Here is a 15,077-nt window from a genome sequence, read left to right as displayed (position 1 = left end):
GACGCGCAGCGGTCAGGGTCCCTTGAGCCGTTCCCGGTCCGGCACGACCGGGAACTGATATGACATAGGCGGCGGCAAGACTTCGGCGCGCAGCAGCTGCGCCGCGAACTTCGCCGCAGCCTTGGCAAGACAATATTAGGTGTACGCGGCGACGGCGAACCCTTCGGGATTCATGCCATATGTAAACTCATTGATCTGCTCTAGATGCTCAACCGCCGGCGTCTCGGCGTATATTGCAAGAAGCTCGCTCAAAAGCTGGGCGTCCATGAGATCGAGCTTGGATCGCGTAGGCGATGAACTCGTGCCACTCACGCCCCAAGCGGACCTGGCATTGGCTGGCAATTTGGAAGCACGCCTTCTTTGTCCTTGAACCTCTAGTGGCTACAGGAGGCAATATGTCAGCCAGAAGGGGAGGACCAAGCCAAATGAGGCTTTGCGCGGCGATGCCGTAGAGATGCTTCTACGCCGGACAAGGTAGGCGGTCGTGCAGATATTTCTGAGATTCGCGGGAGTGATCGACCGTCTCAACCGCGCCGTCGCCCAGATCGTACGTTGGGGACTGCTCGCAAACGCGTTGCTGATTGCCGCCAATGCTTTCAGTCGGAAATTTTTCTCGATCGCGTCACCCTCCGCCTTCGATCTGCAATGGCAGTTCTTCGCGGCAGTCGTGCTGCTGATGGCGGCCTACACGTTCCAACGCGACGAGCACGTTCGAATCGATATTCTGTCAGGTCGCTTAGGCGAGCGTGGACTCGCTTGGCTCGATCTCCTGGGAATCTGCCTCGTACTCCTTCCCGTATGTGCCGCCCTCGTATGGGTGAGCTGGCCTCAGTTTCTCGTCTCATTCCTGTCGGGCGAAAGCCGGGCCACGCGCGACAGCACAAGCGATATCCCGGCCTGGATCATCAAGGGCTTCATCCCTGCCGGCTTCTTTCTGCTGGGCTTGCAGGGCGTGGCCGAAGCCATCCGCTGCGTCGCGTGCTTGAAAGGCTTCCCGTCGCGCCCGGTGAACCGACGCAGGCTGATCGAAGGAAGGTGACATGAGCGACATCCTCGCGCCGGCCATGTTCGCTTGTCTCTTTGTCGCTCTCTTCGCCGGTTTTCCCGTCGCCTTCTCCCTCGCCGCGGTAGCGGGAGTGTTCGGGGCCGTCGGCCTGGCCACCGGCGACTTCAATGTCTCGTTCCTAAACAACATGCTGTTCCGCATCCAGGGCACGTTCAACAACGACAACCTATTGGCTCTGCCGATGCTGATCTTCATGGGAATGTTGCTGGAACGCACCGGGATTGCCGAGGACTTGTTCGTTGCGCTCAACCGGCTGTTTGGACGCTTGTCGGGCGGATTGGCCTATACGACCGTCATCGTCGGCGGCGTGTTGTCGGCAATCACGGGCTTCGTCTCTGCATCGGTTGTCGCCATCGGATTAATCGCGCTGCCAGTGATGTTGCGGGCCAAATACGACCCGCGCCTGGCGACCGGGGTCGTTGCCGCGTCTGGAACGCTTGCCCAGGTCATTCCGCCCAGCCTGGTGCTTATCATTCTTGCCGAACAACTGGACGTGTCGCTTATCGAGATCTATCGCGGCGCCCTCCTGCCGAGCGCTCTACTGATCTCTTCTTATCTCGTCTACATTTTCGTCATCACCCAATTGGTACCAGAGCGCGCACCTCCATCCGTCCGCGTCGAGGGAGATTCTTCGACGGTATCGACAGCGATCGCCGCCGCGGCCGTCACTGCAGGTCCTCCCTTGGGGATCGTGTTGGCTATGTTGGCGGCAATCTATTTCGGTGTGGCAACTCCGAGCGAGGGTGGCGCGTTCGGGGTCACGGCAACACTCATATTGGCGTTGGCAAAGCGGAAGCTGACGGGTCGCAACCTGCGGCGAGCGATGGACGTCACGGGCGTATTGTGTTCGGGGATCATCTTTCTGTTGCTTGGCGCGTCGTTCTTCACACTCGTCTTTCGCGGCCTCGACGGTCAGGTCTGGATCGAGTCCCTCTTCAGGCACATTCCAGCCGGGCAAATCGGCTTCATCTTGTTCATCAACGTGGCGATCTTCTTCCTCGCCTTCTTCCTGGATTTTTTCGAAATTGCCTTCATTGTCCTGCCGCTGATCGCACCGGTTGCCCGGCAGCTCGGAATAGACATGGTTTGGTTGACGGTCTTGCTCGCCGTCAACCTCCAAACGTCATTCATGCATCCGCCTTTCGGCATTGCCCTTTACAACCTCCGAAGCGTAGCGCCTCTTTCCGTTCGTACATCGCAAATCTATTGGGGAGCGATCCCTTTCCTTGCTCTTCAAGTCTTGATGGTCGGGCTCCTGATCGTGGCTCCGCAGATTGTGACGAAAGCGCCGCCTTCAAAGATCGAATGGAACACGCGCCAGATTGAATTGCCCCCGCCGCCCGATGATCCGTGACGGTTGTCGGTCAGTCCGCCTTTGCGTCATTAGCTACCACCGAAGCAGGCAATGAGATCGACCCAACGGTGAAGGCTCGTCCCGAGATGACCGGCCACGGCGAACCCGATCAGCAGGCCGGTCGTGCCGAGCCACTTCGATCTGCGGTACCTCCCTGAAGCCTTCCTTCTCGCTTTCTTTATCGTCACAGGACCCGGCTTGGAGCCAGCGTTTCCAACTCCAGAGTGATGAAAGGCACGGCGATGGAAGCGACGGCGAGCGCCGGACCAGGTGCAACGCAGGTCGCTGGACAACTTGCCAGCGCGGGTGCGCAAGGTGCGCCTTTGCAGTCCGGACACTGATCACAGGGCTCGGAGGTCGCGGTTTGTACCGGCGCCGCAGCGAATATGACGGCCGGCAAGCGCGTCGCGAGAACGGCGAGACAGCCCAGCAGACTGGCAAAGACGCGCAGATGCTTCACGCGAGCAAGTGTCGCCACGATGGGGGACTGCAAGTCACATTGCAGTCAATCTGATACCTGCTCAGCGGATCGCACACTAACTGCCGGCCGTCGGCACAGCCAGAGCGCCGCAGAGCATCTGCGCCACGATGAAAGCCGGCGCATTCGTCGACAGGATGCCGGTCTTCGAGGCCCGTTTAGGCGGCCCGGGCACCGAAGAGAATGATAGCCGCCCCGACAAGCATCACGGCTGCCCCCGTCACATCCCACCGGTCCGGCCGAGCTCCCTCGAGCAACCATAGCCAGCCAATGGAAGCCACAACGTAGATGCCGCCGTAGGCCGCGTAGGCGCGTCCTGCATATTCAGAATCGATCAGGGTCAGGAGCCAAGCGAATACGATCAGGCTGACGATACCTGGCAATATCCATAACGCCGACTTGCCACTGCGCAGCCAAATCCAGAACGCAAAGCAACCGCCTATCTCCGCATGGGCAGCACCTGCGTAGATGAACAGCGTCTTGATCGCGCGTTCGCCCATCGAGGTTTCATCGGGATCGGCGCCGCGGCTGCGGACTGGGCCTGACAGTTCGTTTCTCTGCAGGATTGGTGCGTGCCACCCGAGCGTTGGCGCCCGCGATCTTCTTCGCCTCTTGGTGCTGCCAAAGCTTCCAGCAACAGGCATTCAGGCACCGTCCGACCTTCGCAAGAACGTATCAAGTCTGACAGCACCCTTTCCATCCGACGCAGATCGGCGAGTTTTGTTCGTACTTCCCCCAGGTGCGTGGTGGCCAGTTCTCGAACCTCTTCGCAGGTGTCCACCTTGCGATCAACCAGGCTGAGCAGCCGGCGCACGGAGTCGACTTTGAACCCGAGCTCGCGGGCCTGGCGGATGAAGGACAGCCGCTCGATGTCGGATGCGCCGTATATCCGGTATCCGCCGGCGGTGCGCTCGGGCTTCGGCAGCAGCCCTTCGCTCTCATAGTAACGGATGGTTTCCGCCTGCACGCCGGAACGTCTGGCAAGAATGCCGATCGAGATCATCCCTTCGAAAACCATGGGCGACACTCTCTCTGCGCCGTCACGCTTGACCCAATCCAGGGGAGAACGCTGACGCCACGTTCTCCTTGCAACCAACATCTGCAACCGAAAAGCCTACGCGGCGGCGCGAAATAGGCCCCAGTAGCTCGCTACCGCCAGATCACCGTTGGGAATGGCGGATCGCAATTTGAGATCAATGCGGGTCCTGCTTTGAACCTAGGCGGCGGCCCGAACTAGCAAGTTAAGCTGGTTGCGCTCCCCCGCAACCACTTCTGTCATAACTCAATCACCGTCCAGATCTAACCATCGGGGCGGTGTCTGCGTGTGACTTGAATGAGGTTCCGGACCCAGTTCGACACAAAGATTTCCTCAACGGCCAAGGTCTAGGCCATTGCTCACCGAGTACAGGCGCAGCATCTCAGCGCGCTTGACCTTGATGTGCACGCCGTCGAGGCCGGCCACGTCTGGAGAGTCCGGCCACCCAGCATACTGCACCCGCCCGGCGATCAGCATTGCACCCTCAGAGTGATCGGGGGGGCGGCTTCGCCTTGGGTGTCCGTAGAGAGGTAGATGGTGGCACTTTCGTCTCCAAGATCGGCGTCGGTCGGCCGCTATTCTCCCTGAGCGGACGACTGACCTTTGTGCAAGCCACTGGCAATCAGCGGGCAGTGCCGGCACTGCGCTCGCGTTTAACGTTCTTGAAGAGCCGGAAGGCCCCTCTGGTGGTTGCCGGCCCCAGGGATGCCAAGCCTCGGTACGGCGTCTTCCGGCGCGTCCGTGTCGCTGTGTGCTCGCCGATGCCCTTTGGCACCACCCGGGGTTGCTTGCCGTCCACACTCCCGAGCCGCAAAGTGGCACTCCAAGCGATACCGGACCGACAGTCGCGAGAGGCTAAGCCTTTGTGGCCTCGTGCATTACCGGTATCTTGACGCGAAATGGGGGCCGGGGCGACATCTCCAAGAGATCGAGCTATCGGTTGAGGGGGATCATGGGCGACACAGACGACTATGAGCGGCCGCGCTGGTTGCGGGACCTGCTTCGGTTTCTGCCCTTAAAGTCGCAGTTTGTTCTGTCGGGAAACGTACGCGACCTTCAGTTGAGCGCGATCGCGCCGGGGGCCGTCGCGGCGCAGCCGCTCACGGCCGTGCTTGGCACCGAATTGATACGTGCGGGCTATGCGAGCGTCTTACTTTACGATCCGCTTTCGGGCTTCAGGCTTCTGCCGATCCCAGGGGCCGCGCCTGCAATCCCGAAACTGCTTGAGAAGCTCGGCTTGCAGCCCGGAGCCGGCGGGGCGTCACCTGCCGGTATCGAGCTGTTCGGGGAAACGCTGGAACGGCTTACGGTGCCGACGCCCGGCGACCCGCCGGTCGCATTGATCGCCGACTTTGCCTCGCGCCTGACGGTGCGAAACGAAGCGCTATCACCACCTGAACATCAGATGTTCACGCGCGCGCTTGTCCTGTCCCACCTTGCGAAAACGCGCCCCTACGGCACGCCATCCAGGCCCTTCTTCAACTCGGTACTCTGGGTCGTCGACAAGGAGGGCGACCTGCCTGACTGGCTGCTCGTTGACAATCCGCGCATCCGGCACATCCCGGTCGCGAAGCCAGATCCTCGCACCCGCAGATTGCTGGCGAACAGCCTCGTGAAAACGCTCAAGAATGGCAAGACGGCTGATGGCCTAGTTCTTCAGGCAGCCAGAACGGCGTTCGCCGAGCAAACCGAGGGGTTGCTGTTGGTCGACCTCACCGCGATCGCGCAGCTCGGGCGGAGCGAAGATCTCGACATCTCCCAGATCGGCGACGCAGTCCGTCGCTACAAGGTCGGCGTCACAGAAGATCCGTGGGCCAAGATCGACCGCGACAAGATCCGAAACGGCTTTCGCTTTGTCCAGGAACGCGTGAAGGGCCAGGACCATGCCGTCACGCACATGCTCGATATCGTTAAGCGCGCCGTCACTGGAGTAGGGGCCTCGCGCCGCGGCAACCGCCCGCGCGGCGTGGCCTTCCTGGCAGGTCCGACCGGTGTCGGAAAGACCGAGCTTGCTAAGACGCTGACAAGCCTCCTGTTCGGCGATGAGGGCGCCTACATCCGGTTCGATATGTCCGAGTTCTCCGCGGAACACTCAGATCAGCGGCTGATCGGCGCGCCGCCGGGATACGTCGGATACGATGTCGGCGGCGAACTCACCAACGCGGTTCGTGAGAGGCCGTTCTCGGTCGTGCTTTTCGACGAAATAGAGAAGGCGCATCCGCGCATTCTCGACAAGTTTCTCCAGGTGCTCGATGACGGCGTCCTGACGTCAGGCCGCGGCGACCGGGTCTATTTCTCAGAGACCTTCATCATCTTCACGTCGAACCTTGGCATCTACAAGGTGGGGCCCGATGGAACCCGCACCCCGAACGTCACGGCTGCGGATTCGCTCGCGCTAGTGCAGGAACGAGTAAGGGCCGAGATCGAGCGTCATTTCAAGCTCACGCTCAATCGCCCCGAAATCCTGAACCGCATCGGCGACAATGTTCTGGTCTTCGACTTCATCCGGCCGGCCATCGCCGAACAAATCTTCGCGGGGATGGTTCGGGATATCCTGGACGGCGTCCGCACATCGCAAGGTGCGACCATCTCCTTGGATGACGGCGCGCGGGCGCAGCTTGCCACGCTCTGCCTCGCAGATTTGTCCAATGGCGGCCGGGGGATCCGCAACAAGGTCGAAGCTCATCTCGTCAATCCCCTTGCCCGCGCCCTGTTCGACGCCGAGGAGACACTCGGCAAGCAACTGGCGATCATGGGGGTGGACTCCACGCCCGAGGGCATCACCTCTCTGACGCTCGGCGCCGTTCAAACGGCAAGCGCGAAGGTCGCGTGACAGCGACCCCTCTGTTTCTGTCGCGTGTCCATTACCCGGTCACCACCCTGGGGCCGGGCCGCCGCGTTTGTATCTGGTTCCAGGGCTGCTCGATCCGCTGCCCGGGGTGCGTCTCCCTCGATACCTGGGCGCCCCGGCAGAACGGCACGACGGTCGAACGCGTGATGAGTGCCATCTCCCCGTGGCTCGCCGAAGCCGAAGGCATCACGATTTCTGGCGGCGAGCCGTTCGACCAGCCGGCGGCACTCCACGCCCTATTAAGTGACCTCCGCGCCCAATCGTCCGCGGACATCCTAGTCTACTCCGGCTATGCGCTGGAGGCGCTCGATCTGACCGCTTTTGCCGGCCTGATCGATGCGTTGATCGCCGACCCCTATCGCAGAGACCAACCTCAGACCCTGGCCCTCCGGGGAAGCGACAATCAGCGCCTGACCTGCCTTACCCCTCGCGGTGCTGCGCTCTTCGCTCCCTTACGGGATCGCTTCGTCGCAGACGAGAGGACGCTCGACGTCATGTTTGACGGGCCAGAGGGTGAAATCTTCCTTGCTGGCATTCCCAGGCGAGGAGATCTCAAACGGCTCGCGGCTCTTCTCGAGAGCCAGGGGCACAGCATTCATACGACCGAAGATGTACGTGATGCCGATGAGCCCTGACGATACCGCTCTTGTCCGCCGGTGCCCGGGTTGCTCGACCGAGCGCCCGGCCGCGGAGCTTACCTGCGAGCACGTATTTCCGGACGGAGCGAGCTGTCATTGGGACCTCACGGGTGAACCGATTTATTCGCGCGGATCGGTCCAGGAGGGAGAGCCTCCAGTTGCACCGCCTCTGCCGGCCCCGCAATGCCACAATGGCCATGCCATGGGCGAGGGCGACGAGCTTTGCCTGATCTGCGGCGCAGACCGCGAGGGAGCGGCTCCCGTCGACGATGAACCACAATCCGCCGATACGCCGCCGACGGAAACGATCATCGACGGGTGGCGGCTGCTGCGCAGACAAGCGGCTCTTGTGCCCGATGTGCGCTTTGAAAGCTTCGCCGCCCAGCACGAAAGCGGCGGCCCCGAGGTCTCCCTTGTTCTCTATCAGCATGGCGCGGAACCCGACCCGGCCGTGTACGAGGTGCTGCGCAAGCTGCCGCGCGATTATATACCAGCGCTCCTGGCGACGGGGCGGTATGAGGACAGCACCTACGAGGTTTCCGAACAGATAGATGGGCAGACGCTGCAGGAGGCCGGTTATTTTGCCGCCGGCCGGCCGGAGCTGTTGCGAGTCCTCGTCACGGAACTGGCGGAAGCGCTCGCAAGCCTGTCGCAATGGGGGCTGCGCCATCGCGACCTTCATCCCGGGAACATTCGGCTGCGTTCGCTTGATCCGCTCGACCTTGTCATCACCGGCTTCGGCTCGGCGCGTCTCTCCGATTTCGATCTTGAAGCGGTCGCGCCGTTGGAGCTCACCCGCTACTCGGCGCCCGAGGCGATCGTCGGCGCTGTGAGCGCTGCGTCGGACTGGTGGTCGCTTGGCATGATCCTGCTAGAGCAGGCGACCGAGGGCTGTTGCTTTCTCAACGTTAACGACCAGGCCTTCCGGCTGCATGTCGTGACCCGCGGCATCTCGCTGCCGGACGAGCTTCCCTCCGATCTGCGCTTGCTGTTGCGCGGCCTGCTGGCCCGAGATCCGCTCTGCCGGTGGTCATCGCCTGAGGTTCGGGCGTGGCTGGCTGGTGAGCCAGTCGAGGCGCCGCCGGAGCACCGAGGCGATGGCGAAGAGACCGATGCTGCACCGATCATGCTCGCGGGCCAGCGCTATACTCGGCCGGCGGCCTTCGCGCTGGCGGCTGCGGAGGCCAGCCATTGGGACGAAGGCCAGGCTCTCGTCCTGCGGGGCAGCGTCGCGACGTGGCTCGATACCATTCGGGCGGACGCGCAAAGGGTGGCTGAACTCCGCCGCGTGACGGCAGACGCCAGCATCGCCGCGGATTTCCGGTACGGCCTGGCGCTGATGGTGCTGAACGAGTCGCTGCCGCTAACCATGCGCGGCGAGATCGTGACCCCGAACTGGCTGCTCACTCATCCCGCCGACGGGTACGTCCTCATCACCAGCGAGATCATGGATCATCTCGAGCGCATGGGCCGGGAGAACTGGCTCGTCCGGATGGGATTGCGCGTGACGGCCGTGCGGGAGCGGGCGGCGTTGCTCGAGGTCGCCCTCGACGAGGATCAGCTGCGTGTTGCGGTGCTCGCAAGCTCTCGGGCGGCGCTCGAGGCCGAGCGCGACGCCCTCCGGCGTGTCTACCCCGATTCGGAACATTCGGGGCTGGCGACGATCCTCGACCGCTCGCAGCTATCCGATGAGGACCTCATCATCCTGGTGAGCGCAGCGAAGGACCAGTACGTGCCGCTGGCCTCGATCGTGGATGCAGCGCTGCAACTCGCGGCGCAGGTGGGCGTGCCCCTCGATAAGGCCACTGTCGGGACGCTTCTTTCGATGTCGCGCCGCGAGATCTTTGCCCTTGTCGACGAGCGCATCGCGAACTTCGCACGATGCGGTATCGAGCGCATCGACGACTGGGCGGATGCCTTCCGTGTCGAGCACCGCATGCCGTTGCCGCGGGCGGCGGCCCTGCTCGGCGTTCCGCTTGAGCAATGGCAGCCGCCGCCGAAGCAACAGTACGTGAAGACCCTGCTCGAGCACTTCGAGAAGCGGGTCTCCGGATCGATCGCCCGCGGCCCCCTGGTAAAGTTTGTGATCGGCAAAACGACGCCACGCGTCGACCTCTTCGAGCTCGGAACCGCTACCACCACGGCCGACGCCTTGCTCAACCATGTTCTGACGGGCGACGAGGCTCCGCGGCTGCTCGACCCAGCGAGCTACGCCACCAATGACGCGCTCGATAGCCGTCTTCGCCGATTGGTGAGCCACGCCTCGACCTTCCGCCGCGATACCGGCCTCGACGGGCGCACACTAGGCTTTCCCTTCCTCATGATCGCCGAGTCCCGGGCTGCCTCGTCGCGATCCAGCCCGTCGATGAAGCTGGCACCGGTCCTTCTCTGGCCGGTCACGATCGAGCTTCAGGCCGGCGCCGGCCGCCGCGCGGCCACCCTCGCCTTTGACGGCGAGCGCAAGGAAGTGCGCTTGAATCCGGCGCTGGAGGGTCTTCTTGGCCCGGCTCGCCTTGTCCAGTGGCAGAAGGCGCACCGCGAGCTGCTGGCACGGCCCTCGATCAAGATCGGCGACGTGATCGACGTGTTCGGGGCGCTGGCCACTCCGCGGGCGCGCAGCCTGGTACGGCTCCCCACCAGCACCCCCGCGCGCGGCGGCGCCGTGTTCGATCTGATCCCGGCGGCGACGCTCTTCAACGCCGAGTTCACTGGTCAATCGGTATCCGCCGACCTGCGCGACATCGGCAGGCGGTCTGTCTCAGACACCGCGCTCGACGTTATGATCCGCGTCTCCGAGACCTCACCGGTTCCGGCCGATCTGGCGGCAGGATCGGAGAGCCACAACTACTCGGTTGTCGCCAGCGACCCCTCCCAGGAGATCGCCGTCCGCCGATCGCGGATCGCTCCCGGACTTCTCGTCGAGGGGCCGCCAGGCACCGGCAAGAGCCAGACCATCGTGAACGTCGTGGGCGATGCGATCGGACGCGGCGAGACCGTGCTCGTCGTCTGCCAGAAGCAGGCGGCCCTCAAGGTCGTGAAGAAGCGCCTGGATGCGGAAGGCTTGGCGGATCGAAGCTTTCTGATCGTCGACACCACCAAAGACCGCGAGATGGTCATACGTGCCCTGCGTGACCAGCTGACCGCTGTTCGGAGCGAGCCTGGAGAGCGCGCCCGGAGCTTGCGGCGACAGCGCGACGAGAAGGCGGCCCGCATTGAATCGCTGGAGCGCGATGTCGACCAACATCATGCGGCGCTGCATGCCACGGAGGATTCGACGGGCTTGAGCTACCGCCAGGTCCTCGGCCGTTTGATGCAAGTGAAAGCGGAAGGCCCGGTGCTGGACATCGCTGCGCTGCGCGGCCTGCTGGGTGGTCTGGACCCGACGACGCTTTCGACCGTCGAGGATGCCTGCGCCCCGCTCGCCGCCTTGTGGCTCGCGGCCGCGTATGAGAACAGCGCCCTGGCCGCCCTGAGATCGTTCGCCGCCGACGAGACGGTCGCAACCGACGTAGCGAGCTCCTTCGCATCCTACGTCACTGCCGAAGAGGCTCGGGGCTCCGCGCTTGCTGCGCATCCCGATGCGTTCGACACCGACACGCCTCAGCCGTGCCTCGACTGGCTCGACGCGCACCGACCGCTATTTTCGTCAATGGCCGAGACTGACAGGCGAGCGCTTGCAAACTGGCTTCCGCATTTCAGGCAGAGCGGCTCTGGCACCACCACGGGCAGCGAGGCGATGGCCATGGCCCGGGAATACCTCTCGACGCTCGAGGCCCTTCCTAGCAAGGCCCACGATGCGGCTCTCTTTGGCCCGATCAGCGCGCTTTCGCCGGCTGCGTTGCGCCAGCACCTCGCTGACGTGGGCGAAGCCACGGAAACGCCCGGCTTCCTCGGCCGCCTCAACTTCTTTCGATGGGGGCGCGTCCGTCGGATCCGATCCGTCCTGGCCTCACTCGGCGAACCCATCGATACCAATCGCATGCTCGAGTTCCGCAACGCCGTGGCGCTCGAAGTCGCCTTGCGTCCGGTTCGTCAACGTGTCGATCAACTGCGCACGCTGCTCGGCATCGCGGCGCCCGCAGCGCTGCCCTCGATCGATATCCTGAAGGTCGAGCTCCGCGGTCACCTGGCTCAGTTGGAAACAGTCGCAAAGGCCGCGGGCGCGGTTTTCGCATGCCCCCGGATGGCCGATGCCGAGGCCATGGCGGTGGCGGCGGCCGCTTCCGCATTCGAGCGCCTGGAGGCTCGCTTCCGGGGTGCCATGGCGCGGCACACTGCGCGGCAGGAAAGCCTTGCGCGCCTGAGCGCGTTGACGGAATGGTTTCCCCGCGACTGGCTGAGCCACCAGGCCGCCACGATCGCTTCCCGCACACCAGAGCCGGCGGCGTTGCGGCCCATTCTGGAGGCGCTGCCCACGCTCGAGGCCTATCAGCGCTTCCGGCTGCGGGCCTCGACGCTTCCGCCCAAGGTCATCGACGCCTTCGCGATCCTCAACCGATCGACGGCGGCGCTGCGCGCGGTACCGACACCGGAACTCGAGGGTGTCGTTCGTCGCTCTCTGCGTCATGCCGCCTACCTGGCGTGGAAGGCGCGCATCGAGGAAGCCCACCCCGCGCTCTTTCTCGAGCGGGCCGAAATCGAACGCAAGGTGGTGCAGCTTGCGCAGCTGGACAGCGAGCTGCAATCCCTCAATCGGGACGTGCTTCGCTTCGGGGTGGAGAGCAGCCGTCTTGCGCCACTAAAAGATTGGGACAACATAACCCGCCTCACCGGCCCGCGCGCCCGCCGGCTCCGCGAGATCATCGATCAGGGAGCCGAGCTCGGTCTCATGCACCTACGGCCGGTTTGGTTGATGAATCCCGACGTCGCCAGCCGCATTCTTCCCCTGAAGGCCGCCCTGTTCGATATCGTTATCTATGACGAGGCTTCCCAAATGCTCGTCGAGCACGCGCTGCCGACCCTGTTTCGGGCAAGGCGCGTGCTGATCTCGGGTGATGAGAAGCAGATGCCGCCCTCCTCGTTCTTCGCGACGCGGATCGACGGCGACGATGACGGCGCGGACGAGTTCGACTTCACGGATGAAGCCGCGACCGAGGCGGAGCGGCTGGCGAAGGCGGAGGCCTGGAACCGGCGCGAGGTCAAGGATTGCCCCGATCTGCTCCAGCTCGGGCGCGGCACGTTGCCGACCTCTCGCCTCCAAATCCACTACCGGTCGAAGTACCGCGAGCTGATCGCGTTCTCGAACTCGGCCTACTATCAGGGCGACCTCAATGTGCCGGCCCGTCACCCTGACACCGAGGTGAAGCGGGCGAGGCCGATCGAGGTCGTGCGTGTCAACGGCGTCTATGAAGATCAGTCGAACGAAGAGGAAGCGGAGGCCATCGTCGGCCTGCTGGCCGAGCTCTGGGCAGGCCGGGCCGACACGCCTCCCAGCGTCGGCGTGGTGACGTTCAACCGCAAGCAGGCCGACCGCATCGAAGAGGCGATCGATCTCCGTGCCGCCAGCGATCCGCGATTCGCGGCTTCCTTCGAACGCGAGCGCGACCGCGAGCAGAACGGCGAAGACATGGGCTTCTTCGTGAAGAACGTAGAGAACGTTCAGGGTGATGAGCGCGACATCATCATCTTCTCGACGACCTTTGGCCGTGACCGGCGCGGCACCTTTCGACGCAACTTCGGTGTGCTCAGCCAGACGGGCGGCGAGCGACGACTCAACGTCGCGGTGACGCGCGCGCGCCAGAAGGTCGTGCTGGTGACCTCGATGCCGGTTGCCGATATCTCCGACTGGCTTTCAAGCGGCCGGCAAGCGAACAAGCCGAGGGACTACCTGCAAGCCTATCTCCACTACGCGGAGCAGGTGAGTTCCGGGGCTCTCGATGTGGCGCGCGCGGCCACGTCGAAACTGTCGCCGGCGCCGACCGTCACGCTGGCTCAGGCGGCAGTAGGCGATGGTTTCTCCGAGTCCGTCCGCGACTTCGTGCGGCGCCTTGGGTTCACGCCTATCTCGGCGACCGACGGTGACGCGTTTGGGCTCGATCTTGCTATCGAAGATCCTCGGACAAAGCTCTTCGGCATCGGTATCGAATGCGATGCGCCGCGTCATCCGCTGCTGGAAAGGGCACGGGCGCGGGAGATCTGGCGGCCGACCATTCTGAAGCGGGCGATCGGGTCAGTGCACCGCGTCTCGTCGCACGCCTGGTTTCACCGTCCTAGCGAAGAACAGACGCGGCTATCCAGCGCGATTCACGCCGCAATAGCGACAGGAGCCCAGTCATGAGCGGTCCCAAGGTGGTTCGCGTCGTCACGCGCGAGGAGCTGGAAGCCATCGGGAGACGGCAGATTGCCGCCGTCGATGCGGCCATCGCGCAGGTGCGCAGGACGCTGCGCCGCTTCGATCTCGAGGAGAAGGCGCTCGAGGCGGCGTTCTCGAGCCGTCGCCAGCAACTCGAGATGCTTCTCGAGCAGGGACGTTTCGACGACCTCCAGCCCCAGGCGGTAGCACAGGCCGAGTACTTCAACGGGGAAGCGACCCGGCTGGAAGGCAAGGCCATAGCTGCTATCGAAGCCGCGAAGTCGCGTCGCCGCCGGGTCTCCGATGCGGCACGAACCCTGATCGCTGCCCTCGAGGCGAGCGGCAAGCCCCCTTCAGCCGAGCTTCGTGATGTGGTCTCGAGGGCTCTTGCCGCCGACGACATGGCGCTCAATGCCTGCCGGCGCGTCCTCGACCAGGCGCTCAAGGCACTTTCGACTTATGCAGAAGCGGCGGGTGGCGTGACAGAGGGACAGGCAGAGCTTGCCAAGCGGCTGGGCGCTGGGACCAACGCGACTTCGCTCGCGGAATGGCTCGCAGGACAGCCGGCCACGGCAGACGCTCAGACCAAGCGTCTTGATCGGGTCTTGGCCGAGTTCGAAGTTCGCGGCGATGCTTCTTCCATCGAGGCCTTCGGCAGGCGGGCAGCCGCGATCGCAGCCGAGGCATCTTCGAGCCAACGGCGTCTTCTCACGGACAGCCTCATTCTCGACGCCCGTGCAGCTCTGGACCGGTCGAAGGCTGCGGAGGCATTGCGCGAGGAACTCCACGAGCTTCAGGGCGCCCTGGGCGCCTATTCAACGGCGGAGGCGCGCGATGCCGTACAAACGATCGCAGCGGCTCTGGCAGGACCCGACGCCTCCCTCGACGCTTCTCTGGCAACGGCGGCGCGGGCCACGATCGATGAGGCGGAACGCCAGCTCACCGCGACGGCTCGCCGCCGCGCGGTCTTGGCCGGCCTCGCAACACTCGGCTACGAGGTGCGTGAAACCATGGCGACCGCATGGGCGCGCGATGGACGCTTGGTCGTACGCAAGCCGGGCATGACGGATTACGGCGTCGAGCTCGCCGCACCGGCAGATGCGGCCCGCCTTCAGGTGCGCCTGGTGGGAGCCCAGACGCCGATGCAACCGCGTAGCGCCGCGCGCGATCGCGACCATGAGGCGACCTGGTGCTCGGAGTTCGGCACGCTTCAAACCCTCCTTGCCGAACGGGGGGGCGATCTCCAGATCGAACGTGCCGTCGAGGTGGGCGCGCAACCCGTGAAAACCGTTGCCTTCGAGAGCGCTCTCCACGACGCAACCGACGCCCAAACCCGCGGCCCGGTCTCGCGCAGCCTATAGG

At 64.0% G+C, this 15,077-nt stretch carries 9 protein-coding genes; 6 read left to right on the top strand and 3 right to left on the bottom strand.

The window, feature by feature from the left end; genetic code table 11:
* The first annotated feature begins 511 nt into the window (after positions 1–511).
* Entirely contained in the window at positions 512–1,039 is a 528-nt protein-coding gene (locus tag LJ725_RS14150; protein ID WP_230551303.1) for a TRAP transporter small permease subunit, read from the top strand.
* A gap of 1 nt (position 1,040) precedes the next feature.
* Entirely contained in the window at positions 1,041–2,420 is a 1,380-nt protein-coding gene (locus LJ725_RS14145; RefSeq protein WP_230551302.1) for a TRAP transporter large permease, read from the top strand.
* A gap of 636 nt (positions 2,421–3,056) precedes the next feature.
* Here LJ725_RS14145 and LJ725_RS14140 read toward each other — a convergent pair.
* The 3 genes from LJ725_RS14140 to LJ725_RS14130 all read right to left on the bottom strand — a co-directional run bounded on the left by LJ725_RS14140 (position 3,057) and on the right by LJ725_RS14130 (position 4,411).
* Positions 3,057–3,398: a YnfA family protein gene (locus tag LJ725_RS14140; protein ID WP_230551301.1), complete on the bottom strand. Its 342-nt coding sequence runs from the start codon at positions 3,396–3,398 to the stop codon at positions 3,057–3,059.
* Positions 3,338–3,916, bottom strand: coding sequence for a MerR family transcriptional regulator (locus LJ725_RS14135; RefSeq protein ID WP_329958364.1), 579 nt, complete (start codon positions 3,914–3,916; stop codon positions 3,338–3,340). The genes LJ725_RS14140 and LJ725_RS14135 overlap by 61 nt, the downstream gene beginning before the upstream one ends.
* A 351-nt stretch (positions 3,917–4,267) precedes the next feature.
* Positions 4,268–4,411 (bottom strand): hypothetical protein, encoded by a 144-nt coding sequence (locus LJ725_RS14130; protein WP_230551300.1) that lies wholly within the window; start codon positions 4,409–4,411, stop codon positions 4,268–4,270.
* A 475-nt stretch (positions 4,412–4,886) separates the two neighbouring features.
* On the opposite strand from LJ725_RS14130, the gene LJ725_RS14125 reads away from it, so the two are divergent.
* The 4 genes from LJ725_RS14125 to LJ725_RS14110 all read left to right on the top strand — a co-directional run bounded on the left by LJ725_RS14125 (position 4,887) and on the right by LJ725_RS14110 (position 15,076).
* The gene (locus LJ725_RS14125; RefSeq protein ID WP_230551298.1) at positions 4,887–6,767 is read left to right on the top strand and encodes an AAA family ATPase; all 1,881 of its coding nucleotides are present in this window, start codon (positions 4,887–4,889) and stop codon (positions 6,765–6,767) included.
* Positions 6,764–7,420 (top strand): 4Fe-4S single cluster domain-containing protein, encoded by a 657-nt coding sequence (locus LJ725_RS14120; RefSeq protein WP_230551297.1) that lies wholly within the window; start codon positions 6,764–6,766, stop codon positions 7,418–7,420. Before LJ725_RS14125 ends, LJ725_RS14120 begins: the two co-directional genes overlap by 4 nt.
* A gap of 205 nt (positions 7,421–7,625) precedes the next feature.
* Positions 7,626–13,700 (top strand): AAA domain-containing protein, encoded by a 6,075-nt coding sequence (locus LJ725_RS14115; protein ID WP_230551296.1) that lies wholly within the window; start codon positions 7,626–7,628, stop codon positions 13,698–13,700.
* Positions 13,697–15,076, top strand: a complete 1,380-nt coding sequence (locus LJ725_RS14110) for a coiled-coil domain-containing protein (protein WP_230551295.1) — start codon at positions 13,697–13,699, stop codon at positions 15,074–15,076. The genes LJ725_RS14115 and LJ725_RS14110 overlap by 4 nt, the downstream gene beginning before the upstream one ends.
* Position 15,077: the final 1 nt, after the last annotated feature.

Origin of the sequence: Reyranella aquatilis (assembly GCF_020880995.1) — a bacterium.
GTDB classification, from domain to species: Bacteria; Pseudomonadota; Alphaproteobacteria; order Reyranellales; family Reyranellaceae; genus Reyranella; species Reyranella aquatilis.
Note: the sequence above shows the minus strand (reverse complement) of the source record. Positions and strands in the feature narration are given on the sequence as shown.

Coding starts and splice junctions, on each gene's coding strand:
- LJ725_RS14125 (WP_230551298.1), top strand. CDS start 4,887: ATGGGCGACACAGACGACTATGAGCGGCCGCGCTGGTTGCGGGACCTG.
- LJ725_RS14145 (WP_230551302.1), top strand. CDS start 1,041: ATGAGCGACATCCTCGCGCCGGCCATGTTCGCTTGTCTCTTTGTCGCT.
- LJ725_RS14115 (WP_230551296.1), top strand. CDS start 7,626: ATGGGCGAGGGCGACGAGCTTTGCCTGATCTGCGGCGCAGACCGCGAG.
- LJ725_RS14135 (WP_329958364.1), bottom strand. CDS start 3,916: ATGGTTTTCGAAGGGATGATCTCGATCGGCATTCTTGCCAGACGTTCC.
- LJ725_RS14110 (WP_230551295.1), top strand. CDS start 13,697: ATGAGCGGTCCCAAGGTGGTTCGCGTCGTCACGCGCGAGGAGCTGGAA.
- LJ725_RS14130 (WP_230551300.1), bottom strand. CDS start 4,411: ATGCTGATCGCCGGGCGGGTGCAGTATGCTGGGTGGCCGGACTCTCCA.
- LJ725_RS14140 (WP_230551301.1), bottom strand. CDS start 3,398: ATGGGCGAACGCGCGATCAAGACGCTGTTCATCTACGCAGGTGCTGCC.